Genomic DNA, 22,386 nt, shown 5'->3' with positions numbered 1-22,386 from the left:
AGATTTTAGATTTTAGATTGAGGAGCAATCTGCGAGAACGCGCCACTATGAAAATAGCAATATCCAATTCTTTGAATCCCATCAACTGGCTGCCGAGAATTTCAGTAATGGACTGGTACATTACCAAAGAACTAATCGGGCCATTTCTCTTCGGCGTCGGACTCTTTACATCCGTCGCCGTCACAGTTGGAGCCTTATTTGAATTAGTCCGCAGAGTAACAGAATCCGGCCTTCCCTACAGCGCCGCCATAGAAATTTTTCTCCTGCAAATTCCCTACTTCGTAGTATTGGCTTTCCCCATGTCAATGCTGCTAGCAACCTTAATGGCCTACAGCCGAATGTCCAGCGACAGCGAACTCATCGCCCTCCGCAGTTGCGGAGTCAGCGTTTACCGATTGATACTGCCTGCTGTGATAATGAGTTTAATTGTTGCAGGCTTCACTTTTGGTTTGCAAGAGTTAGTTGTACCCGCCGCCAGCTACAGAGCTACTCTGACTTTAGACAGAGCCCTGAAGCGAGAAAAACCGATATTTCAAGATAGAAATATTATCTACACAGAATTTCGCAAACCAGAAAAAGGCGGCGACGAAATCCTCGCCCGCTTTTTTTATGCAGAACAATTTGACGGCCAGCAAATGAAAGGTTTAACAATTATCGATCGCTCCACCCCAGGCCTCAATCAAATCGTTTCTTCTGAATCGGCTACTTGGAATCCCTCAGAAAATACCTGGGATTTTTTCAACGGAACTGCTTATATAGTTGCTCCTGACGGCTCTTACCGCAATATAGTTAGGTTTCAACACCAGCAGTTGCAACTCCCCCGCACGCCCTTAGATTTAGCGGCTAGAGTGCGGGATTTCAAGGAAATGAACATTGCCCAAGCTTTAGAGCGTTTGGATATCATTAAAAACAGTGGCGACGAACCGCAAATTCGCAAATTAAAGGTGCGAATTCAAGAAAAATATGCTTTTCCTTTCGTGTGCATGGTATTTGGTTTAGTGGGAGCAGCTTTGGGAACTCAACCGCGCCGCTCCGGTCGAGGAACGAGTTTTGGTATTAGCGTAGTTGTGATTTTTACTTACTACGTATTTTCTTTCATCACCAGTTCTATGGGCGTGAAAGCTGTTTTGACTCCGATTCTTTCGGCTTGGCTGCCGATCGTGTTTGGCTTGGGAATCGGGGGATTGTTGTTGGTGCGGGCTGCGGCTAGGTAAGTTTTACCAATAACATTGGGCATGGGTAATTCGGAACTTGTAATGCCCTTCCACTGCCTTCGGCTCTTTCCCTTCGACTACGCCGAGGAGAACCGAAGTCGAAGGGCATGAACCGCCTAGCCTAAGTCGTGGGAATTGATAATATCGTTTTCGTGGCCGAACTTCCTTCATTTAAGGATTAGAAAAAGTATTGATTTCGCCGCCGCCAATGTAGCGTCCCGGAGCCAGGGAGCCGGGTGTAGCAAAAGTTTGAGGTTGAATGGGCTGCACGCCCTGATTTGTGTTTGGGGGAACAACTCCAAAGTTAGGCTGCTCCGGCAAATTAAGCTGACTCGGTGGAGGTGTTTGAAATTGAGAATTCGCTGCATTGGGAGAGAATTGAGGGCTAATTATCTTGCTTCCCCCAATCCCACTTGGAAAGGGAGATGGAGCGACATTTGGAAGTAGAGGTGCTGGCGAAGGTATGGCTACTGGAAGTGCCACAGGTGGAACTTCAGGTGCGAAGCCTGAGCCAGATAAATTAGTTTGGTAGGGATTTTTCGGCAAAGCCACCGTTGCAGCCCCTGCATTAATTTCGGGGAGGGTCGGTACTCGGGATGTTAACCCAGCCAAGGGTTCAGGGACTGTAGCTGTCGGTTTTAAGAATTCTTGAGATTCCTTGCTCACAGTATTTGTCGGAGCCACAAGTGGGGGAAGTGCTGTGGGAACATTCACAGGATTTGCTCCACTTTGAGCTTTAGCGGTCGTTGGGAGCAAATTTGTCGCATTTGCTGATGCCGGATCGGAAGCCGGTCGATCGAGCAATTTAGCCGAGTCAGCAGTTTTCTGAGCCGCAGCCGCCGTTGCCGAAGCGGTAGCAACGACGTATTTTTTCATAGCTGCTTGCAGCGGACTCAAAGGCAGAGAATTGTCGTTTTGTTTGCCTGAATTAGCATCACTCGACGCCTGCGATAAAGTTGCTGTCGCTGTACCCCCAGACTCAGGCTTGATCGTTTGTATGCCGGAATTCAGTCTCCCACTCCCAGATAAACTCAACGCTGATGTGGCGTTTGAACTTGGCAAGCTGGAATTTTGAGGGTTATTATTTTCCGCCTCGACAGCAGGATTGGCTAAATTTGGCAAGGGGAAAAATCCGCTGCTTCCTACCCCCTTGGGGGCTGAAGATAGCTGAGGAGTTTCTAAGCCCCGATATCGAAGTTCCTCGAATAAACCTTTGCTTTTTACTACTGATGAATTTAACAAGTTCACTTCAGAAGAAGTAGAGCCATTAAACTGATTTACTAGCACTGGTGAACTGTCGATTTCAGCCGCAATGGCGGTATCTTCAGCAGATAGTCCCGATAGCGAAGCTGGATTGTTTGTGGTTACTTCTTCTGCGCCATCTATGCTCAACTTTTCTGGATTTACAGAGACCTCCCAGATAAATAACCCCCCCGCACACAGCACGGCTAGGGGAGCCCAAACGGCCGGTTGAGTCCAGTGGCGCAACCGCGCTATCAGATAGCGGACAGATGTAGGAAATTGCTTGAAAATTGACATAGTTTTGCTTCCATCCGAGCGTGCGGATTTAAAACTATTTTTCCTAGTCTACCACATCAATCTTGATTATTTTTGCTAGGCCGGGGTAAGTGAGATCGGGAGCATCTCGGTTTGGCTTTTACTGTCGGTGTGCGATCGTCAGGCTCGCTATATTTATAGACTTTGCTGTGCGGGACGGATCGGACTCCCAAAAAACGCTGTTTACTTTCTGCTGAGATGCTCCGAGTAAGATCAAACTTTTGATTGAAAGTTGCGAAAGCTCAATGCAACAGATGAAAATCTATAAAGCACTGGTAGAAATATGTCTTGCTTTCCTTAAATCAAGGGGCATAAGATGATAAAATATTATGGGACGCGGTGTGCGGCCTGCCGAGCCTGTCAGCAGATCGACCTCAAAACAAAATGTCAAGGTAAAATTGGCAATTGCTGAGAACAACACTCAAGGAAATTTGAGAGGAAATTAATGAAAAAAGTAGTTGAAGTATTAGCAAATCGGGAAAAACTAATAGATCGATCGCTGGAGATTGTTCTGTCGAAAATTTCAGCAGCCATAGCAGAACGCGGACTTTGTACGATCGCCTTAGCCGGCGGAAGCACACCCGAACCACTCTACAGAGCGCTCTGTGCCCAAGACCTGGCGTGGGACAAAATTCACGTTTTCTGGGGCGACGAACGCTACGTTCCCCCAGAACACCCAGACAGCAATCAAAAAATGGCGCGCCTCGCGTGGCTCGATCGAGTGAATATCCCCGCCAGCAACATCCACCCCATGCCCACAGGTGCGGCCGACCCCGAAGCCGACGCCTCAGCCCACCAAACCGAATTGCAGCAGTTCTTCAAAGTATCCGAGGGCGAGTTTCCTGCTTTTGACATCATTCTCTTGGGCATAGGAGACGACGCCCACACAGCCTCTCTATTTCCCGGCACAGCAGCCTTGCAAGTCCGCGACGCCCTAGTAACTGTCGGCAACAAAGACGGTCAACCCCGCATTACCTTTACAGTCCCCTTAATCAACCGCGCCCGCTGCGTTCTCTTCATGGTCGCAGGAGCCAGCAAACAACCTGCCCTCGCTCAAATTTTTGCCCCCGCCGCCGATGAAATGACCTATCCAGCGAGACTCGTTCAACCAGAGGGCGAACTTTGGTGGCTGCTCGATGCGGCTGCTGGCGCAGCAGTAAAATAGTTGACAGAGCCACTCAGTGCCAACACAGTCAGCATTATCACTAACTCAATCTTGCCCATCACAGCTAACGTCACGGCGTCAGCTCAGTTGCTAGTATTAGCGAAGCAATATAAGAATTGTGGCGGTTAAAGTTAAAATTTGACCATATACACGAGTATTTTTATGAGGCTGATTTGAAAATCTGGCCGATAGCAAGGAGAAATCGATGATTGTCTGTCCCAATTGCAATCACCAGAACCCCGACGGGGCCAGCCAGTGTGAGGCTTGCTACACGCCTTTACCTGTTACCGCAAGTTGCTCGAACTGCGGTGCAGCAGTTCAGACAGATGCAGCATTTTGCGGTCAGTGTGGCTTTAACTTGCGTCCGGGTTCCATAGTTCCAGAAGTTGAGGGGACAGTACCGTCCCCCCCGCCTGTAGGCCCCACAGTCGTATCCTCACCGGCGCCGGATTTAGTCCCACCCGATCCCCTGATGGCAATGGAACCTCTAGTTACCCTGAATAAGGGGCTCAACTTAGAAAAAACTCCTGCCAGCATTCCGACGATTCCAGATCCCCCGCCATCGCCCTCGGTTCCTGTTACAACTGAATCGGTGGCAACACCAGTAAATATCTCTCCTCCGGTTCCGGACCCACAGCCAGTAGGTGTAGCTAAAACTCAACTGCAACAGCAGTCTGCCCGCCTGCTACACGTTCAGACAAATACGCCGATGGAATTGCCTCACAGTCTGTCTGTGGTTCACATAGGCAAGCCAAATGACTTAGTGCCGCCGGATATTGATGTTTCGGGATTTGCTAATTCTGAGATAGTTTCTCGGGTACACGCAAATCTCCGGGTGGAGGGAGATGCTTGCTACCTAGAAGATGTAGGCAGTTCCAACGGCACTTACGTCAACAATACTCCGCTGCCCAAGGGAAATCGGCACCGATTGCGACCGGGAGACCGGATCTCTCTGGGCAAAGGAGACCTGGTTACGTTTTTATTTCAAATCTCTTAGAGCGAGTTTGGATTGGGCGATCGAAAGTCTAAAATCTAAAATCGCATCTTGAGGCGCTCTACCAAAACTCAATGCTGCCAATGTGATTAAGCTGACCTTGCTACATCCACTCCAGTCTATACCCGTCCGCAGTTGGATCTTTGAAGACGAGCAGGTCGTCCGGATCGGGCGCTCGACCGAAAACCACGTCGTTCTTTTTAGCGCTGTGGTTTCTCGTCGCCACATCGAATTGCGGCGCAGCGGCATAACTTGGGAACTGATCAATTTAGGTACCAACGGCACTTACCTCGATGGTAAGCCGATCGCTAAGGTTCCCATTGTGGACGGTCTGATCGTTCACTTGGCTCGCTCAGGTCCGAAAATTCAAATTAACGTAGGCCCGAATCAGTCCTCAGTCCAGTTAGGACAAATTAGCGTCAAGCCAAGGGAGGCTAAGGAAATTCACGCTCCCTCGGGCGGCGTGCAAATTAGCACGATTCCTGTTCCCGACCAAAAAGAGGTTGGCACTTCCAGGGAAGAGGAGGAGTTAACCGAGGCAGATAATAATCGCCATTATTCGGAAGAAGAATATTAAATCGGCTTCTTTGGACGATCGACATTTTTCAAAGGCGGCACTCAGGAGTTTATTTATGAGTACATCACCACAAATTGTTAGGCGCAGCGAACTGCTCAACCGGCGCACGATCGACCGTCGAACGGCGGAAGAGGTCGGTAGGGTAGATCGGGTTTGGCTCGATGCTCACTCCCAGCGGGCGATCGGCTTTACTTGCAAGTCGGGACTTTTGGGCAGCAAAAAAACTTGGTTCGCTTGGGCGCAAGTTGATACGGTGGGCGAAAATGTTTTTGTCACTATTAACCCGGAACTGCCGGAATTGCATCAGCCGGAACAAGCTGTTTGTCCGATCGGGCTGGAGGTGCTCACGGACGCTGGGAATAAGGCAGGTGCAGTGGTTGACTACTTATTTGATGCCCGGACGGGTTCAGTCACCCACTACCTATTTAAATCCAGCGGCTGGCGTGGCGTTTTAGACGACATTTACCTGTTACCTGTGGCAGCTATTTCGACCATCGGCAGCAAGCGGGCGATCGTCTCTGAAGCTGCTGTATCGGAGCCAGTGCAGTACGCGGAGGGACTGCACAAAAAAGTCGGTCTGGTAGCAGAGTTTTTACACGAAGATTTCGACAGAACTCTCAAAAATGTGGCAGGCGTGAAGCGGGGCGCTCAAAGTCTGGCGGAAAAATTCCAAGATAAAGCTCTCGAAGTCAGGGATGTAGCTCAAGAAAAAGTTGCAGAGTTGAAGCGGCAAAGGCAAGAATCTGTCCCGCCAGAGCCAAACCCGGAGCCGCCTGAGTCAGATTTGAGCTGAAGTTTGGCCTTCCCGCTCGCCCTGCGACTAATTGCCGATCGCATTTTGGGGCGGCGCGCGCGAGGAAGGTCGATCGGTATTTTCGCTATGAGAGATTGAGGCGTTGTCGCTCAAAATTCCAGTGCTGCTCAAAGCATTGTATTTTAAAGGTATCGCATCAATAAGGAAAATGTTAGCAACTCAAAAAGACCTATGCTGTTCGAGACCACCAACAGGTATTTTATCTAGAGACCCCAGGATTAGTAATTGGTTAACTTCTTTCTTTACAAACAGCGATTCGTCGATCGTTGACGGTCGCCGGAGCGAAAACTTGAATCAGCGGTGCAACCAGCACGGGTCTGAGTTAAATTCTCTGGTTCATCAGCGGGAAAAGGATTATTTAGCCAATCAAATTGAGTGGCTCACCCATCGGCACAATCGCGCCCTCACAGAGCAAATTAATCAAGCGGTTAAGACCGCTGTCCCTCACTGGGAAGTTCACCCGATTAATAACATCGTGTTTGGTTGTTACCCAGGAGAGCAAAAATTGGCGCCTGCGCCAAAAGCTAACCCTCAAAAGTTGGTTCAAATGCCTCAAGCAGCCAAAAGTTCGGCTATTACGGCAGAGCGAGGGAATCATGGCGCCCTGATGACGCCTTTAAAAATCAAAATTTTTGCAGTTTTCTCCCCAAAAATCTCTCTGGAAGTATCCCCGTTTCTGTCTGGCGGTGGAGTGTCAAAACATCAGTGATTACCTTAACTCTGTTACATCCTATCCAGTCTGTCCCGGTTCAAAGTTGGTGTTTTGAATCCGAATCGGTGGTTCGGATCGGTCGATCGAACGACAATGATGTAATTATTTACAGCGCTGTAGTTTCCCGCCACCACGTAGAGCTGTGGAATCACGTCAATGGCTGGGAAATTATTAATTTTGGTGCTAACGGCACTTATGTAGATGATAGACCGATCGCTCAGGTGTCAGTGGCAGACGGGATGACCATTCGCTTGGGCAATTCCGGGCCAAAAATCAGGATTCGGGTGGGCGCAACGAATCAACCGGGCAAAATAATCAAGCCACCCCAGCGCGAACTCCCCAGCCACAAAGACGAAGTTTCAAAAGATAAGTCAACTGCTTGGTCTCGGGGTGTGGGAATCATCGAAGACGATGAATATGGAGCGCTGACTCAAATCGATCTTGACTGACCACCCGCTATCTATGCCTGCAAGCGAACTTAAAAAAAGCTCAGGGTGCGCCATTTGAGTACCTAACTCATATCTCGACAATTCCGCTGATTTTTACCCAAATATGCCTATAAATTAATTAACAGCTTCTTAGACTACGAGATTACCCTTCTAGAGATAAGATTTGGGGGATATCGCTCGATATTATCTCAGGTTCGCTGCTTGCCCAGCGGCGGTAATCGGAGAGCAACTGGTGCATCAACCGCTGTTTGACGCTCATCAGTACGCTCTTGAGCAAAGCATTGCCTGTTGCTTCTAAAATGGGTTTGGGCGTCAGCCAAAACGGCGGCGGTAACTCTACTTTCACTTCCAAATCCGCTTTTCCCTTCAAGTATGCTACCCCGCTGCTTTGGTGTACACAAAGCTGGCCTTTGAGATTGAGAGCAAAGCGATCGTTGATATAACCCACGCCGCGAATTTCGCACCCCACGGACTCCAAATTGATTGTGCCGTCCGACTGCGCCCACACCCTCATGTCTACTGTGGGTTGAATGCTCAGCATCATAAATTGTAACGGTCGCATTTTTAGGCGGAAACAGTCCTCGCTTAGCTGTTCTGTGCGACTTTGATCGACAAGGGCGTTCACCAGTCGCCTCGGCTGACGCAGATAATGTTGAATGGGAACCCGTTCCTCTGGTACGGAGATCTCAACGGATTGGGAAGAATTAAAGCGGATATACATGAGAAAATATCAAAATATAGGATTCCTAAGCATATCTTAATAAACTATCACCTGTTTTAAGGTGACATAAGTCGCCCACTAAGTCGTGTACCCAGCAATGTCATCCGAGAAATCACGGATAAAAGCTGTCGGGACATCGCTAATTTTTCATCATACTTCCTAGCTGATGAGAGTAAAGCAAACATTTGTAACCTAAAATTGCCTCTTAAATGAAAATTTCGATCGCACATCTCGGCCCTGTTGGTACAAATGCAGAAACAGCGGCTCTAGCTTATGTCAATTGGTTGAGCCTGGAAACTAACTTGGAATGCACCCTGTGTCCTTATTCCACCATTTCCCAAGCGCTAGAGGCATCGGCCGTAGGGCAGGTTGACTATTCAGTTGTACCCGTCGAAAATTCGATCGAAGGCAGCGTGACTGTCACCTTAGATACACTGTGGCGACTCGATCAACTCCGCATTCAACACGCCTTAGTTTTGCCAATTTCCCACGCCCTGGTGTCTAATGCTAAACATTTTAACGAGATTCACAAAGTTTACTCTCACCCGCAAGCGCTAGCTCAGTGTCAGGTATGGTTGGGGCAGTTTCTTCCCTCAGCTCAATTAATTCCGGCGAATTCAACCACGGAAGCATTGCAATATCTGGAAGATAGAAATGTAGCAGCGATATCTTCGCCAAGAGCGGCTGAACTTTACAATTTGCCAGTTTTAGCTCACCCCATTAATGATTATCCCGATAATTACACTCGATTTTGGGTACTCAGCACGAGTGTTGGAGAAACCGGAAACCTAGAAGCAGCCGATCGCACATCCATTAAATCCATTACAAAATCTGCTAAGTTGATCCCCGGTGCTTCACCGTCTAATTGCACCCATACCTCACTAGCTTTTAGCGTACCTGCCAATATGCCGGGAGCACTGGTAAAACCTTTGCAAGTATTTGCCAGTCGCGGTATTAATTTAAGTCGGATTGAATCTAGACCGACTAAACGATCGCTCGGAGAATATATTTTCTTTATGGACGTTGAGGCTAACGCCTGCCAAGCATTTGTGCGATCGGCACTCGAAGAATTAAAAAATCACACAGAAACTTTAAAAATCTTTGGTTGCTACAATGTACTGTCAGGAGTTTAATTTTCTTTTAGGTAGTATACTTTTTAAGTAAAGCTTAGGAGGCTGGTGAGATGAATGCTGATGAACTTCTGAAGCGATACGCAGCCGGAGAAAGAAATTTTCATGAAACCAACCTGAAAGAGGCTTTTTTGCGAGAAGCTTTCCTAATTGATATTAATCTAGCTTGTGCAGAACTCAAAGAAATCAATTTTTCCCTGGCAAACTTAAGGGGGGCAAACTTAATAGCTGCCAAGCTCAAGAATGCTTGCCTGGTGATGACCAAACTAAATGGAGCTAACCTGAGCCGAGCCGATCTAACTTTCGCAAGATTAACGGGAGCTGACATGATTGAGGCAAACCTGAAAAACGCCAACTTGAGCGACACCAAAATGATCGGTGTTGATTTGAGCCGATCCTCATTGTACGCCGCCAACCTAATTGAAGCAAACCTCATAGATGCTTGCTTGGACAATACAAATCTCGAAGGAGCCAATCTAAGCGAGGCTAAACTGCGGGGAGCGAGTCTGAAAAGAGCCAACTTAAGAAACGCTTTTTTGTGTGAAAGTAACCTTGAGGGCGCAGATTTGACAGGAGCTGACTTGAGGGGTGCTAATTTGAGCGGGGCATTTTTGTGCGGCGCTAATCTCGAAGGAGCTAAGCGAGATAAGAAAACAATTTTCAGTGGGACAATACATTTTTGCGTCAGACAAGTTTGAGATCGGGCAATAATATATAACCGCAGAATCCGACAACTAAGGACTAAAAAATATACTATTGACTTGGCTGAAAGTGAAGTCTATTTGCTGCTGTACCTTAGCAAAATGAAGCTGCATCTTGAGGATTTCTTTCTTGGAATTAGCTTGAGCAATCTTACTTTCCAAAGCCAGCAAGTTGCGGTTGAGATTTTCTACTCGCACAGTTTGGTAGTCTAAGTCAATTTTTAGTTCTGCCGCCTGCTCGAATTGAATCTGCTTGCGAACCACGGCGAGGCGGACTGAATTCTCATCCTGTGTCTGAAGAGCTAGCAAAGCTCGCTGCTGCCACTGGTTGGCTTGAGATTCAGCTTGATTGTACAGCCACTGAATCCGCAGTTGGGCGGAAATCGCAGTGCCAACAGCCTGACGCATTTCTTTGAGAGGTTCCTGAATTTCTAAGATTAATAGTTCCCAAAGATTCATCAGTTCGCTGGTAAATTCTTCGCGTTCTACAGAGGCTACCAGTGCTTCTAAGAGCAACACATTTGGTTGTATCTGCTGCGTAACTGTCTCAAATATTAACTGTGCTTCGGACATTTGCCGATCGTAATTTTTTTCTGAGACTGCCCCCGATGAGTGCTCTAATATTTTTTGAGTGCTGTCTACCTCCGCTTCTGTATCTGAACTGGAAGTTACAAAGGCCTGTAATTTTTCGCGGGCGATCGAACTTAGTTTTTTTCGGAGCAAATCGCAGGCCGCCCGCTGCACTGGCCCTGTTTCGCTTTGACAAATCTTGATGACTATTTTTAAGCCGGCATCGCCGTAATTCAATGTCTCTGTCAGGGCGGCGATTCGATGTTCGCTGACAGAACTAGACAGCCGATGTTTAACTCCTGCTAGTCCGCCGAGCACTACACCGCCCACAGGAGGTGGCAGTTGACCGCCTCTAACTGCATCGTATGGTTTCGGTTGGTCGCGATTTTCTAACACAAGCAGTAAATGCTAATTTATGGGACTTAAACAAGTTTTCGTGGTTAATAGAATTGAAACCCTTGCTAGGCAATAAAAATACGTCTAAGGGGGTTAAAATGACCTCAATTCTATACCTATCACAAATTTAACTTTTCTGAATTAAATCTATATGACACAGGCTTTTAGCCCTTTGCTGGTAGTTTTTCGTCTAAGTACCGTTAAGTAAACTTTTAAGTTCTTCTATGCTATATGGGGGATTTTTTCTATGTATCATTGCATGACAGTTAGGACATACTGGACGTAAATCTTCACGGGGATTAACTTCATATTCTTTATTCATTTTAGATAAAGGTATTAAATGATGAACATGAATTAAACCTTTACCTTTTTCTCCAAAAACTTTCTCAAAATCAAATCCACAAATCCAGCAATCTGTTCCATAAAATTCAATACATTTTTTCCGAGCTTGAGGATTTCTTTCATAGCGATTGAGCCTTACTTGCCGGCTCGAACCTTCTTTAAAAGTTTGAGTTTCTTCTACTTCTGTCCCTTTAAATAAATTACTCGATGAGCCATTAGATGAGTCATCTAGTAGTTTACTCGGTAGTTCATTAGCTAAACCACTAAATAATGGTGACGCACTGGGTGGTTTACCGGGTAAATCACAGGCTGAACCTACCAGTGAACTATCTGGTGTACTACCGAGCAATTCATTACCATTACTCGATGAGCTATTAGATGAGTCCTCTAGTAGTTTACTCGGTCGTTCATCAGGTAAACTACTAGACGATGGTGACTCACTGTGTGCAAGAAAACTTGCACACTCTGGGCATCCGCTTGTCCCCTTTTCCCAGATAGCAGTGATATGATCAAGTTGCTTTGTCCAAGAGTATCCATCAAGAGGACATTTAAGCCATATAAGGATATTAGTTACAGTATAAATTTCTTCAGGCTTAAGATTTCCGTTTTTCCGATAGTCCCATAATTCTCTAACTCTCTCAGGGTAGAGGACATCTAAGCTTTTTAAATAAAGGTTCTTTTTAAACTGTTCTGCTTTCTCTTCTTCAACGATGGCTGGTTCAGCAACTTTTTTCTTGTCACGTTCTCTCACATACTTATGATATGCAGAACTCTTATCGAGAATATACATAACTTGTCGTTGGCTTATTTGATGCCGATCACCTATCTCCTTATAGGTAAGCTCTTGTTTATAAAGCTCTAAAAAATGATGAGATAATCCCGAATTACTATCTAAAATTTGCCTAACACTTTCTGTCAAATCTTTCCTATACTGATTAAATGCAGGATTACTATTTAAAATCTTCCTAACTTGCTGTTTGCTTATTTGATACTGCTCAGCTATATCCTCATAGGTATGCCCTTGTTTATAAAGGTCTAAAAAATGATGAGATTCAGAATTGCAATCTAAAGCCTGCATAACACTTTCTTTCAAATCTTTCAAATACTCATTAAATGCAGGATTACTATTTAAAATCTTCCTAACTTGTTGTTCGCTGGTTCGAGACCGATGGGCTATATCCTGATAAGTATGCCCTTGTTTATAAAGGTCTAAAAACTTGCCAAATGCAGAGTTATTATATAAAATTTTCCTAACTCGTTCTTCGCTTATTTGATGCCAATCAGCTATATCCTGATAGGTATGCCCTTGTTCATAAAGGTCTACTACATTTTCTATCAAATACAAATTAAAGGCAGGATTATTCACTAAAATCTGTCTAACTTGTTGTTGGCTTAGTTGATACTGCTCGGCTATATCATGATAGTTAAACCCTTGTTTATACAGATCTAAAAACTGACTAAATGCAGGATGATAAACTAAAGTGTGCTTAACTTGTGGTTCCCTTATTTGAAGCCTCTTAGCTATATCCTGATAAGTAAGTCCTTGTTTATAAAGGTCTAACATCCTTTCTATCAAATTAATTTGAGATATTTTTTTTGTGTCTTCACTTGTTGAAGATATTTCTGTCTCATCTAACATTAAAACTCCCTCCATACAGATATCTCAGTCTGCAAACTAGATGTTAACCAGCCACTTCGAGATTAATACTTGACATAACCCCAAAATAAGTAGTTCTGCAGAATTAATTACACAAAATCTCGCGTGAAAGCCATGTAAGCGTCAAGACTTTTTATGTAATTAATTTTGCCCCCTTACTTATAAGGAACCTATCCGAACCTGTTTGAAGTTGTGGATTAAACAGATTTATGTCTAATTCTGGCTTCAATGCAGGTCAAACCGATCGTGCTTTTTCCTAAGTAAATTGGCTACTTGAGGGTATCTTTAAGTACAGTCCTCGCTGCCAAGTGATTGCGAGTAGAAGTCAAAATTTCGGTTTCGCGTTCCAATCTCGCAGCAGTATCTTGCAATTCTAAAAGAGTTTGCTGTTCTGTCGCGGCGCCGTAAAGGTAGCTGGCTACCCAGTAGGACAATTCTGTAGGCAAACTGGGAATGTCTTCGGGCAGGTCGATCGGCTGATCCATCAATTTGCTGGAGAGCCGAACTACATCTCTCAGCAGTTGTTCGACATCTTTTCCCAAGGGTCTGAGGTCTTTTTGCGGCGGTTCGTCTTCAATCCATTCTACTAGACCGACTAAATAAGGTTTTTCCCGAACTGCGTCGAGAACTCGGAACCGCTGCTGTCCGAGAGTCATAATTTTCATGCGATCGTCGGGGAGGCGCTGGCAGTGAATTACTTCGGCGCAGCAGCCGACGCCAGAGACTTTGTTTTGGTTGGGGTCCCACATGAGTACACCGAAACGGCGATCGCCCTCCAGAATCGTATTCATCATGATTCGATAGCGAAACTCGAAGATTTGCAGCGGTAGCGGTCTACCTGGAAATAGAACCACTTCCGGCAAGGGAAATAAGGGGAGTTCGCGAACTGCTACAGAGGAAGAGGATGCCATTGTCGCTCAAAAGTGACGGTACTTGCGCTTCTTTTTCTTACTTTAACTGATTAAAGGCAATTCCGGGGCAGGAGCGATCGGGCTTTTTCGGTGGCAACGGGAGCGACGGCGAGCTATCTCCGGTTTGGCAGCTTGACAAAGGCGTTATTTCGTCAAAATGTTAAATATACCTTTTTGCTAAACTCAGTGCTGCCGAAGGCGAGGATAGCGACTGCTAAAGGAGCGTTTTTGTAGTGATCGCGCCTTAATTAAGAATAATTATTTAAGTTTGTGTCGGAGCAGAAATTCTTGCTGATTATTAACTAATAACTAATACCTAATAAGTAAGGAGTAGGGAAATTTCTACAAAAAGAAGGAACAATGTATTTTTCCATTGTTCCTTCTTTCCGAGTTTTCGATGTGTCAATCTACAGCTTGACTTCGATATCTACGCCGGCTGGCAAATCCAGTTTCATCAAAGCGTCAATTGTTTTGGCCGATGGTTGGTGAATGTCGATAATCCGGCGGTGCGTGCGGGTTTCAAAGTGTTCGCGAGAATCTTTGTCTACGTGGGGCGATCGCAGCAAGCAGTAAATCCGCCGTTTTGTCGGTAGGGGAATCGGGCCGATCGCTGTGGCTGCTGTCCGATTAGCTGTATCTACAATCTTTTCGCAGGATGCGTCTAGAATTCGGCGATCGAAAGCTTTGAGGCGAATGCGAATTTTTTGCTGTTGAATTGTTGCCATTTTTGTTTCTTGAATTTTCGAGGTTCAGTTTGTTGTTTGTTGTCTGTTGTCTGTCCTCTATTTGCAGTTGTTTTTGGGCTAACTGCTAACTTCGGACTCATGAGTAATGACTAATCACTAAATAGCAGAAAAGCCTGATTACATTTGGTGGCTTTTCTGCTATTTAAGCTGTTATCGGAGTCCTACTTGAGGATTTTGGAAACAACGCCGGCGCCGACGGTGCGGCCGCCTTCGCGGATAGCGAAGCGCATTCCTTGTTCGATCGCGATCGGGTGAATCAGTTCAACAGTCATCTTGATGCGGTCACCGGGCATCACCATTTCAGCTTCAGAGCCGTCGTCAGCAGTGAACTGCTTGATCGTACCAGTTACATCCGTTGTGCGAACGTAGAATTGAGGGCGGTAGCCCGAGAAAAAGGGCGTGTGACGGCCGCCTTCTTCCTTCTTGAGGATATACACTTCAGATTCAAACTGAGTGTGAGGCAAGATGCTCTTCGGCTTGGCAATTACCATGCCTCTTTCAATATCCGCCTTTAAAATCCCCCGAAGCAGGAGACCCACGTTGTCGCCAGCGATGCCTTCCTCCAACGACTTGGTGAACATTTCCACACCAGTCACCGTAGTGCTACGAGTGTCCTTAAGCCCAATCACTTCGACTGTTTCGCCGACTTTGACTGTGCCGCGCTCAATCCGACCAGTAGCAACAGTACCCCGACCAGTAATCGAGAATACGTCTTCTACAGCCATCAAGAAAGGCTTGTCAACTTCGCGTTCTGGGGTGGGGATGTAAGCATCTACTTCTTCCATCAGCTTGTAAATTTTGTCAACCCACTCATTTTCGCCCTTGACAGTCTTGGGATTAGCAAGCATCGCTTCGAGAGCTTTCAATCCCGAACCTGTCACGATGGGGATGTCATCGCCCGGAAAATCGTAAGAGCTCAAAAGTTCCCGAACTTCCAGTTCTACCAATTCCAACAGTTCAGCATCATCCACCATGTCTTCTTTGTTCAAGAAGACAACCAGGCTGGGAACGCCAACTTGCTTAGCTAGGAGGATGTGTTCGCGAGTTTGAGGCATGGGGCCGTCTGCCGCTGAAACTACCAGGATGCCGCCGTCCATTTGAGCCGCACCGGTGATCATGTTTTTCACATAGTCAGCGTGTCCGGGGCAATCTACGTGGGCATAGTGCCGACTTGTGGTTTCGTATTCGACGTGAGCAGTATTAATCGTAATACCCCGTGCTTTTTCTTCTGGCGCAGCGTCGATGTCGGCGTAGTTCTTAGCCTTTGCTTGACCTAGTGCAGAGAGAGTCATCGTAATCGCGGCGGTCAAAGTTGTTTTGCCGTGGTCAACGTGACCGATCGTACCGATGTTTACGTGGGGTTTATTCCGTTCAAATTTTGCGCGTGCCATTCTCGATCTGTTCCTTGTTTTTTTTAGCGATTTTAGACTTGAGATTTTAGATTTTAGATTTTGGATTCAATCCAAAATCCAAAATCTAAAATCCAAAATCATTAGTTCCCTTTGTTCTTAGCGATAATGGCTTCAGCCACATTTCGCGGCACTTCTTCGTAATGGCTGAATTCCATTGTGAAGATGCCTCGACCTTGGGTTTTCGAGCGGATGTCGGTGGCGTAACCAAACATTTCTGCTAGTGGAACTTTTACAGAAACTTTGGCTATCCCCTGATCTGTCTCTTGACCTTCGATCTGACCCCGACGCGAGTTGAGGTCTCCGATGACGTTCCCGATGTAATCTTCGGGAACTTCAACCTCTACTTTCATCATAGGCTCTAGCAGCACTGGCGACGCCTTCATCACGGCTTCTTTGATCGCCATTGAACCGGCGATCTTAAATGCCATTTCTGAAGAGTCTACGTCGTGGAAAGACCCGTCTACCATAGTAGCTTTGAGGTCAATCACGGGATATCCTGCTACAATACCTGATTCGCACGCTTCTTTCATCCCTTGTTCTGCTGGGCCGATGTACTCTTTGGGTACAGTGCCACCAACAATTTTGGAGACAAATTCAAAGCCACTTCCGACTTCGGTGGGTTCTAGTTCGATCACGACGTGACCGTACTGACCTTTACCGCCGCTTTGGCGGATAAATTTACCTTCGGCGCGGACGGATTTGCGAATGGTTTCGCGGTAGGCTACTTGTGGCTGACCCACGTTCGCTTCTACTTTGAATTCCCGCAGCATCCTGTCTACCAGGATTTCCAGGTGCAGTTCGCCCATACCGGCGATGACTGTCTGGTTGGTTTCAGGGTCAACGTTGACTCGGAAGGTGGGGTCTTCTTCCGAGAGTGACTGGAGGGCTTTGGAGAGCTTCTCCATGTCTTGTTTGGTTTTGGGTTCGACAGCCACCGAGATGACTGGCTCTGGAATAAACAGAGATTCCAGAATCACTGGCGCTCCTTCTTCGCAGAGGGTGTCGCCGGTGAAGGTGTCTTTCAAACCCAAGGCTGCTCCCAAGTCTCCGGCTCGGAGTTCCTCAACTTCTATCCGATCGTCCGCTTTGAGTACAATTAGGCGAGAAACCCGCTCTTTTTTGTCTTTGGTGGAGTTCAGGACGTAGGTTCCTTTTTTGAGGATACCGGAGTAGACGCGAACAAAGGTCAGGCGGCCGTAGGGGTCAGCCATGATTTTGAATGCCAGAGCTGAGAGCGGGGCGTTGTCGTCAGCAAATCGTTCTGCTGTGTCGCCGTTGGGCAGGAGTCCTTGTATTGGAGGAACTTCCAAGGGCGAGGGCAGATAGTCGATGACTGCATCCAACAACAACTGAACGCCTTTGTTTTTGAATGCCGAACCGCACAACATGGGGACGATCGTACCTTCGACAGTGCCGTGACGCAGGGCCAAGCGGATTTCGTCTTCCGTTAACTCTTCGCCTTCGAGGTATTTCTCCGTGAGGGCGTCGCTGGTTTCTGCTACGGACTCGATCAGCTTGGTGCGGTATTCTACGGCTAGATCCTTTACTTCATCGGGGATTTCTACTTCCTCGATGTCGGTTCCCGTGTCGTTGTTGTAGATATAGGCTTTCATTTGCACTAAGTCTACAATTCCCCGGAAGTTTTCTTCACTGCCGATCGGGATTTGGATCGGTACGGCGTTCGCTCTCATGCGATCGCGAATTTGGCCGTAGACTTTGTAGAAGTTTGCCCCCATCCGATCCATTTTGTTGACGAACACAATCCGGGGTACGTGGTACCGATCTGCCTGTCGCCAAACTGTTTCGGATTGCGGCTGCACTCCCCCTACCGAGCAGAACACTGCGATCACTCCGTCGAGCACTCGCATCGAGCGTTCGACTTCGATCGTGAAGTCTACGTGTCCGGGAGTGTCGATGATGTTGATTTTGTAATCTTTCCAACTGGTGGTGATAGCAGCGGCAGTAATCGTAATTCCCCGCTCCCGCTCTTGCTCCATCCAGTCAGTGACTGCTGTTCCCTCGTGCACTTCACCCATTTTGTGAACCATGCCTGAATAGAACAGAATTCTTTCAGTTGTTGTTGTTTTGCCCGCGTCTATGTGGGCTGCGATGCCGATGTTGCGAGTTTTTTCTAGCGGGACGGTACGTGCCACAGCTACCTCCTTAATCTTGTGTTGCTGTTATAATACTATTATACTACACAGTAACCCTATTTTGCACTCCCCAGCGACTTACCAAAGTCTCTGGAGCTTACTGTTACATTTTAATATTTTTTGCAAAATTTGTTTACAAAAATATTAAGGATGCGACATGGAGGATTCAGAGAGTGCGTGAATTTTGATTTTGGGAGTCTTGAGTTTGCTTCACGAATCGCAGTTGCGCCAAGAGAAGCAATCTCAACACTCAAAACTTACACTTTCCAATTTCTCACCCGATGCTTTTATACCGCACGATCGCGCTCTTCTCCATGCCCGATGTTGCAGTTAGTAGCGGTAGTGAGCAAAAGCCTTGTTAGCTTCAGCCATGCGGTGAGTTTCTTCGCGCTTGCGAATAGCACTGCCTGTTTCGTTAGCTGCATCCATCAGTTCGTTGGCTAGCTTGGCTGCCATCGAGCGGCCGGTGCGGGCGCGGGCAAATCTGATCAGCCAGCGGAGGGCGAGGGTGGTACCGCGATCGGAACGCACTTCCATCGGCACTTGGTAGGTGGCGCCACCTACCCGGCGGGCTTTGACTTCTACCAGGGGTGTAGCGTTTTTGACTGCTTTTTCAAACAAGTCTAACGGTTCAGCCCCTGTGCGTTCTTGGATGGTTTTGAGGGCGTCGTAGACGATGCTGGAGGCAACGGATTTTTTGCCGTGCTGCATGATCCGTCTCACCATCATGCTTACCAACCGGCTGTTGTAGGTTGGATCTGGTGGAACTGGACGTTTTTGAATAACTGTGCGGCGAGACATAGTTCTATTTGGGATTTTGGATTTTGAATGATTGAGTTTGGGGTTGTGGACTCAGATGTCGATCTATAACGATCGAGCGTGCAATTGATCGGCGCGATGGGATTTATTTTTGCTTCCCAACCCCGACGATCGGACGAGTTCCGTGTTATTTTTTCTCTTTAGGACGCTTGGCCCCGTATTTGGAACGACCCTGCTTGCGGTCTTTCACCCCAGCGGTGTCTAATGTACCCCGAATGATGTGGTATCTAACTCCGGGCAAATCTTTTACCCGACCGCCCCGGATCATTACTACCGAGTGTTCTTGCAAGTTGTGACCGATCCCAGGGATGTAGGCGGTGACTTCAAAACCAGAGGTCAGCCGTACCCGAGCCACCTTCCGCAGCGCCGAGTTGGGTTTTTTCGGGGTGGTCGTGTACACTCTGGTGCAAACTCCGCGGCGCTGGGGGCAACTCTTGAGAGCTGGCGATTTGGTTTTTTTCTGCGTTTGTTCCCGTGCTGAACGGATGAGTTGCTGAATAGTGGGCATGAGTTACGGCATTTCTAGCTTTTTGCTGAATATAGTGATTTGGCTGTATCCGCACTGAAAGTCCCTTCCCCTCTGGGGGGACGGGATGAATGAAAATAATTATGGGTAAGTGAGGATACCAGACTCTATATTGTACACGACGCGTGTTTCTTTGGCAAGAAATTTGCGCGACCCGCGCTCAAACTTCCTTCCTTGCTGCAAGTTGGGAGGGGGCGAGCGCAACGGGAGAATGGTATGTGACATCCTATAATTTAGGCGCAACTATGATGATTTTCACAGCCGTCAGCAAAATTTATGACGATCGCAATATCACGCTTTTTCGATCAAATTACCATTGTGAGGAGAGGCGCATTAACTCCAGCCTGCGATCGCATCACAGTCTATAGCCGATCTACATCACATAAAGTTATCTAAATTTGCCAGACAATAAGAAATATACATTGAGTTGACTGCAGATGACAACCAAAGCTTATATTCCTGAATATAAAATTTCCGAACTTTACTTGAACATTTGGAAATCCGGTAAGATTGATCGGACTGTGTTCCAGCAAATTCAATACGCAATTAATTCTCACAGTTTAAAAAGTTCAGAGGATCGAAAAATTGTCAGCAGGCTGCTGTATGCAGTACGGCGGGGATGGGTGTCAGTGATGGACTGAGTTGCTTGGGAGTTTTGACTCACGGCGCGAGACTGCTTAGTGACTCCCTGGGCGTAGCTGCGTCAATGAGTTTTGAGATTGCCACCCACAGAGCACAACACACATGGGGTGCATGAGTTGTGAACTCAAATCTCATCCATAAAATTAGAGGACTCCCAAATAGATGCACCGCTCTTGAAAGGCAATATTAAGGTAAAAGGATAGGGTATGTTTAATTCTACAGAACTGCTGATCGAGGCTTTCATCGAACAACTTCAGAACGGGTACAGCCGCACTTACGGAGGCTACAAATCAGACTATGCTGACATTATTGCCTGGGTGGGGGCAATGGCGTTAGAAAACATCGCTAACAGCGACGCTCTTTATCACAATGTAGAACACGCCATTTGCATTAGCTTAGTCGGTCAAGAAATCTTGCGGGGAAAACACATTCGCAAGGGCGGAGTTTCCTGCGAAGATTGGCTGCACTTCATCATTTCTTTGCTGTGCCAAGACATCGGATATGTCAAAGGAGTTTGCCGGCAAGACCAAGAATCAGAAGGATTGTATGCTACGGGAAAAGATGGCATGAGAATTGCACTTGCTCCCGGTGCAACAGCGGCCAGCCTAGCTCCTTACCGAGTTGACCGAGCTAAATTGTTTATTGACGAGCGCTTCGGCAACCACAAGCTAATTAATGCTGAGATAATTAAGCAGAACATAGAACAGACTCGTTTCTCGGTGCTTGACGGTAACACTGACGAGGATGCAGTTAATTACTCTAGTTTAGTGCGCGGTGCTGACTTGATAGGTCAGCTCAGCAACCCGCAATATTTGCAGAAAATTGGCGCGCTGTTTTACGAGTTGGAAGAAAGCGGTGCGACTAAACTTTTGGGCTATCGACATCCGGGCGACTTGCTGAAAAGCTACTCTAAGTTTTACTGGAGTGGCATTTATCCTCACATCAGTGAATCTCTAGGTTACTTGCAGTTGACGCAGGAAGGTAAACAGATTGTTGCTAGTTTGTACGCTAACATATTTCGGATGGAACACCAACGTTGCGATTCTGAGGTTGCTTGACGGAAGGGGAAGGGAAAGGCGACAATTTTTGAATGCGTGACATTGATTTTCTAATAATTGCTTCGCTAACATTCCTAAAAATTCCTTCCCATGCTATTAAGCAGAAGGAGTTTTGAATGCGTGAGATTGCTTTCCTAAAGTTAATCCGGTTGCGTTCTAATCGCTGTTTATACTCTGCCCCACCAGCTTATTCTGGGCGAGGGCCCCCCGTCCTCACGGGGAAAAATTTCAGCTCAACGACCCCCAGACTTGGTGGGCTGCTGAGGAGAAGGTAGAATTAGATGACCCAAAGCTAGTAAAGCTGGGCGCAAATATACAGACTATTAAACAGCCAAGACTGTACCCTTATATGTCCACTTAAAAGGTTTAGCCATTATTTGATTAAAGTAGTTAATAAAATTGAGGATGTGATTTTTCAGCTCGTACTGACTGGTGAAACTTGCTATGCTTGAGTAATTTCCGCACCAAAATGCTGAACCAAATCTCTATTTGATTAAGCCACGAAGAATGTTTGGGTGTGTAATGGAAAACAATTTGATGTGTTGGGTCACTTAAAAAAATAGCTCGGGATTTCATGGATTTAAGGATGCCACTTTTCCCCTTAATACCGAGGTCGATATCTAAGCCTTCTTTTTCTGCGACCAAACGCAACCAGTGATTCAGATTGGTGAGTATTCAGACAATCCATAATCCGATGCCATTTTTGGGCATGGGGGTCAGTTTCAATGATGTGACGAATATTCAGTAAAAAATCGGATTCTGTTCTCGAATCTCCACAAGTTGGTTTAATAATCTTACCATTTGCCATGTTGAAATTTGCTATCAAGGTCTGCGTACCATGACGAATATATTCAAACTCTCTTCTGACAACTTTACCGGGTCTCATTGGCAATTCTTTTTCCAGACGTTCAATAGCTTGAATACCTGTCATTTCATCAATCGATATTGTGTGTTCTCCTTGTTGAGCACGTTCAATCGCAGTCAGATATAAGTAGATAATATCTTTGACTTTTGCATCAAATTCTTCATCCACAGGGGGGTTAATACCATTTTTTTAAAGATGTGATAGAGATAAAGAATGTAAAATCCAAGACCATCCGGTGAGAAAACCAATGACACG

General features: G+C 46.5%; 23 protein-coding genes. 11 read left to right on the top strand and 12 right to left on the bottom strand.

The genetic code is table 11. From position 1 onward, the window contains the following. Positions 1 to 47: 47 nt before the first annotated feature. Positions 48 to 1,214, top strand: a complete 1,167-nt coding sequence (locus tag QT994_RS02875) for an LptF/LptG family permease (protein ID WP_333171648.1) — start codon at positions 48 to 50, stop codon at positions 1,212 to 1,214. Positions 1,215 to 1,385: 171 nt separating this feature from the next. Here the strand turns inward: QT994_RS02875 and QT994_RS02870 are convergent, their stop codons facing one another. Beyond that, positions 1,386 to 2,753, bottom strand: coding sequence for a hypothetical protein (locus tag QT994_RS02870; RefSeq protein WP_333171646.1), 1,368 nt, complete (start codon positions 2,751 to 2,753; stop codon positions 1,386 to 1,388). A gap of 463 nt (positions 2,754 to 3,216) precedes the next feature. Between QT994_RS02870 and pgl the strand changes: the two genes are divergently transcribed. From pgl to QT994_RS02840, 6 genes are all read left to right on the top strand, one after another. Continuing rightward, the gene (pgl, locus tag QT994_RS02865) at positions 3,217 to 3,936 is read left to right on the top strand and encodes a 6-phosphogluconolactonase (RefSeq protein WP_333171644.1); all 720 of its coding nucleotides are present in this window, start codon (positions 3,217 to 3,219) and stop codon (positions 3,934 to 3,936) included. Between the two features lie 205 nt (positions 3,937 to 4,141). After that, positions 4,142 to 4,933, top strand: a complete 792-nt coding sequence (locus tag QT994_RS02860) for an FHA domain-containing protein (RefSeq protein ID WP_333044578.1) — start codon at positions 4,142 to 4,144, stop codon at positions 4,931 to 4,933. Positions 4,934 to 5,030: 97 nt separating this feature from the next. Then, entirely contained in the window at positions 5,031 to 5,507 is a 477-nt protein-coding gene (locus QT994_RS02855; protein ID WP_445240127.1) for an FHA domain-containing protein, read from the top strand. 55 nt (positions 5,508 to 5,562) lie between these two features. Continuing rightward, the gene (locus QT994_RS02850; RefSeq protein ID WP_333044574.1) at positions 5,563 to 6,300 is read left to right on the top strand and encodes a PRC-barrel domain-containing protein; all 738 of its coding nucleotides are present in this window, start codon (positions 5,563 to 5,565) and stop codon (positions 6,298 to 6,300) included. A gap of 169 nt (positions 6,301 to 6,469) precedes the next feature. After that, positions 6,470 to 7,030 (top strand): hypothetical protein, encoded by a 561-nt coding sequence (locus tag QT994_RS02845; protein ID WP_333171642.1) that lies wholly within the window; start codon positions 6,470 to 6,472, stop codon positions 7,028 to 7,030. Then, positions 7,027 to 7,482 (top strand): FHA domain-containing protein, encoded by a 456-nt coding sequence (locus tag QT994_RS02840; RefSeq protein ID WP_333044570.1) that lies wholly within the window; start codon positions 7,027 to 7,029, stop codon positions 7,480 to 7,482. Before QT994_RS02845 ends, QT994_RS02840 begins: the two co-directional genes overlap by 4 nt. Before the next feature lie 142 nt (positions 7,483 to 7,624). Here QT994_RS02840 and QT994_RS02835 read toward each other — a convergent pair whose 3' ends face one another. After that, complete coding sequence (locus QT994_RS02835) at positions 7,625 to 8,203, bottom strand: DUF1997 domain-containing protein (RefSeq protein ID WP_333171640.1); 579 nt, start codon at positions 8,201 to 8,203, stop codon at positions 7,625 to 7,627. 209 nt (positions 8,204 to 8,412) lie between these two features. On the opposite strand from QT994_RS02835, the gene pheA reads away from it, so the two are divergent. Then, positions 8,413 to 9,336 (top strand): prephenate dehydratase, encoded by a 924-nt coding sequence (gene pheA, locus QT994_RS02830; protein WP_333171638.1) that lies wholly within the window; start codon positions 8,413 to 8,415, stop codon positions 9,334 to 9,336. Between the two features lie 50 nt (positions 9,337 to 9,386). Next, entirely contained in the window at positions 9,387 to 10,031 is a 645-nt protein-coding gene (locus tag QT994_RS02825) for a pentapeptide repeat-containing protein (protein ID WP_333171636.1), read from the top strand. Positions 10,032 to 10,067: 36 nt separating this feature from the next. Here QT994_RS02825 and QT994_RS02820 read toward each other — a convergent pair whose 3' ends face one another. The 8 genes from QT994_RS02820 to rpsL all read right to left on the bottom strand — a co-directional run bounded on the left by QT994_RS02820 (position 10,068) and on the right by rpsL (position 19,548). Beyond that, entirely contained in the window at positions 10,068 to 11,000 is a 933-nt protein-coding gene (locus QT994_RS02820) for a PspA/IM30 family protein (RefSeq protein ID WP_333171634.1), read from the bottom strand. A gap of 190 nt (positions 11,001 to 11,190) precedes the next feature. Continuing rightward, positions 11,191 to 12,996 (bottom strand): helix-turn-helix domain-containing protein, encoded by a 1,806-nt coding sequence (locus QT994_RS02815; protein WP_333171632.1) that lies wholly within the window; start codon positions 12,994 to 12,996, stop codon positions 11,191 to 11,193. A gap of 272 nt (positions 12,997 to 13,268) precedes the next feature. Next, positions 13,269 to 13,910, bottom strand: a complete 642-nt coding sequence (locus QT994_RS02810) for an LON peptidase substrate-binding domain-containing protein (protein ID WP_333171630.1) — start codon at positions 13,908 to 13,910, stop codon at positions 13,269 to 13,271. Positions 13,911 to 14,317: 407 nt separating this feature from the next. Beyond that, entirely contained in the window at positions 14,318 to 14,635 is a 318-nt protein-coding gene (rpsJ, locus tag QT994_RS02805; RefSeq protein ID WP_006632193.1) for a 30S ribosomal protein S10, read from the bottom strand. Between the two features lie 182 nt (positions 14,636 to 14,817). After that, positions 14,818 to 16,047 (bottom strand): elongation factor Tu, encoded by a 1,230-nt coding sequence (gene tuf, locus QT994_RS02800; RefSeq protein ID WP_333171628.1) that lies wholly within the window; start codon positions 16,045 to 16,047, stop codon positions 14,818 to 14,820. A 101-nt stretch (positions 16,048 to 16,148) separates the two neighbouring features. Then, on the bottom strand, positions 16,149 to 18,221 hold the full coding sequence (fusA, locus tag QT994_RS02795; RefSeq protein ID WP_333044560.1) for an elongation factor G: 2,073 nt from the start codon (positions 18,219 to 18,221) through the stop codon (positions 16,149 to 16,151). 330 nt (positions 18,222 to 18,551) lie between these two features. Next, on the bottom strand, positions 18,552 to 19,022 hold the full coding sequence (gene rpsG / locus QT994_RS02790; RefSeq protein ID WP_006632196.1) for a 30S ribosomal protein S7: 471 nt from the start codon (positions 19,020 to 19,022) through the stop codon (positions 18,552 to 18,554). Positions 19,023 to 19,167: 145 nt separating this feature from the next. Then, positions 19,168 to 19,548 carry a 30S ribosomal protein S12 gene (rpsL, locus tag QT994_RS02785; protein ID WP_006632197.1) on the bottom strand — a complete coding sequence of 127 codons (381 nt, stop codon included), beginning with the start codon at positions 19,546 to 19,548 and terminating at the stop codon, positions 19,168 to 19,170. A 455-nt stretch (positions 19,549 to 20,003) separates the two neighbouring features. On the opposite strand from rpsL, the gene QT994_RS02780 reads away from it, so the two are divergent. Both QT994_RS02780 and QT994_RS02775 read left to right on the top strand, forming a co-directional pair. Beyond that, a complete protein-coding gene (locus QT994_RS02780; protein WP_333034800.1) occupies positions 20,004 to 20,207 on the top strand; it encodes a hypothetical protein in 204 nt (67 codons plus the stop codon). Between the two features lie 207 nt (positions 20,208 to 20,414). Further along, the gene (locus QT994_RS02775) at positions 20,415 to 21,266 is read left to right on the top strand and encodes an Npun_R2479 family HD domain-containing metalloprotein (protein ID WP_333171626.1); all 852 of its coding nucleotides are present in this window, start codon (positions 20,415 to 20,417) and stop codon (positions 21,264 to 21,266) included. Between the two features lie 390 nt (positions 21,267 to 21,656). Here QT994_RS02775 and QT994_RS27735 read toward each other — a convergent pair whose 3' ends face one another. Both QT994_RS27735 and QT994_RS02770 read right to left on the bottom strand, forming a co-directional pair. Continuing rightward, complete coding sequence (locus tag QT994_RS27735) at positions 21,657 to 21,842, bottom strand: transposase (protein ID WP_445243860.1); 186 nt, start codon at positions 21,840 to 21,842, stop codon at positions 21,657 to 21,659. 25 nt (positions 21,843 to 21,867) lie between these two features. Continuing rightward, positions 21,868 to 22,299 (bottom strand): transposase, encoded by a 432-nt coding sequence (locus tag QT994_RS02770; protein ID WP_333171624.1) that lies wholly within the window; start codon positions 22,297 to 22,299, stop codon positions 21,868 to 21,870. Positions 22,300 to 22,386 lie beyond the last annotated feature (87 nt).

This window comes from Microcoleus sp. S13_B4 (assembly GCF_036700885.1).
Classification (GTDB): domain Bacteria; phylum Cyanobacteriota; class Cyanobacteriia; order Cyanobacteriales; family Microcoleaceae; genus Microcoleus.
This window is presented reverse-complemented; position numbering and strand designations above follow the sequence as displayed.

Coding starts and splice junctions, on each gene's coding strand:
- QT994_RS02875 (WP_333171648.1), top strand. CDS start 48: ATGAAAATAGCAATATCCAATTCTTTGAATCCCATCAACTGGCTGCCG.
- QT994_RS02870 (WP_333171646.1), bottom strand. CDS start 2,753: ATGTCAATTTTCAAGCAATTTCCTACATCTGTCCGCTATCTGATAGCG.
- pgl (WP_333171644.1), top strand. CDS start 3,217: ATGAAAAAAGTAGTTGAAGTATTAGCAAATCGGGAAAAACTAATAGAT.
- QT994_RS02860 (WP_333044578.1), top strand. CDS start 4,142: ATGATTGTCTGTCCCAATTGCAATCACCAGAACCCCGACGGGGCCAGC.
- QT994_RS02850 (WP_333044574.1), top strand. CDS start 5,563: ATGAGTACATCACCACAAATTGTTAGGCGCAGCGAACTGCTCAACCGG.
- QT994_RS02845 (WP_333171642.1), top strand. CDS start 6,470: ATGTTAGCAACTCAAAAAGACCTATGCTGTTCGAGACCACCAACAGGT.
- QT994_RS02835 (WP_333171640.1), bottom strand. CDS start 8,203: ATGTATATCCGCTTTAATTCTTCCCAATCCGTTGAGATCTCCGTACCA.
- pheA (WP_333171638.1), top strand. CDS start 8,413: ATGAAAATTTCGATCGCACATCTCGGCCCTGTTGGTACAAATGCAGAA.
- QT994_RS02825 (WP_333171636.1), top strand. CDS start 9,387: ATGAATGCTGATGAACTTCTGAAGCGATACGCAGCCGGAGAAAGAAAT.
- QT994_RS02815 (WP_333171632.1), bottom strand. CDS start 12,996: ATGGAGGGAGTTTTAATGTTAGATGAGACAGAAATATCTTCAACAAGT.
- QT994_RS02810 (WP_333171630.1), bottom strand. CDS start 13,910: ATGGCATCCTCTTCCTCTGTAGCAGTTCGCGAACTCCCCTTATTTCCC.
- rpsJ (WP_006632193.1), bottom strand. CDS start 14,635: ATGGCAACAATTCAACAGCAAAAAATTCGCATTCGCCTCAAAGCTTTC.
- tuf (WP_333171628.1), bottom strand. CDS start 16,047: ATGGCACGCGCAAAATTTGAACGGAATAAACCCCACGTAAACATCGGT.
- rpsG (WP_006632196.1), bottom strand. CDS start 19,022: ATGTCTCGCCGCACAGTTATTCAAAAACGTCCAGTTCCACCAGATCCA.
- rpsL (WP_006632197.1), bottom strand. CDS start 19,548: ATGCCCACTATTCAGCAACTCATCCGTTCAGCACGGGAACAAACGCAG.
- QT994_RS02780 (WP_333034800.1), top strand. CDS start 20,004: ATGACAACCAAAGCTTATATTCCTGAATATAAAATTTCCGAACTTTAC.
- QT994_RS02775 (WP_333171626.1), top strand. CDS start 20,415: ATGTTTAATTCTACAGAACTGCTGATCGAGGCTTTCATCGAACAACTT.
- QT994_RS27735 (WP_445243860.1), bottom strand. CDS start 21,842: ATGAAATCCCGAGCTATTTTTTTAAGTGACCCAACACATCAAATTGTT.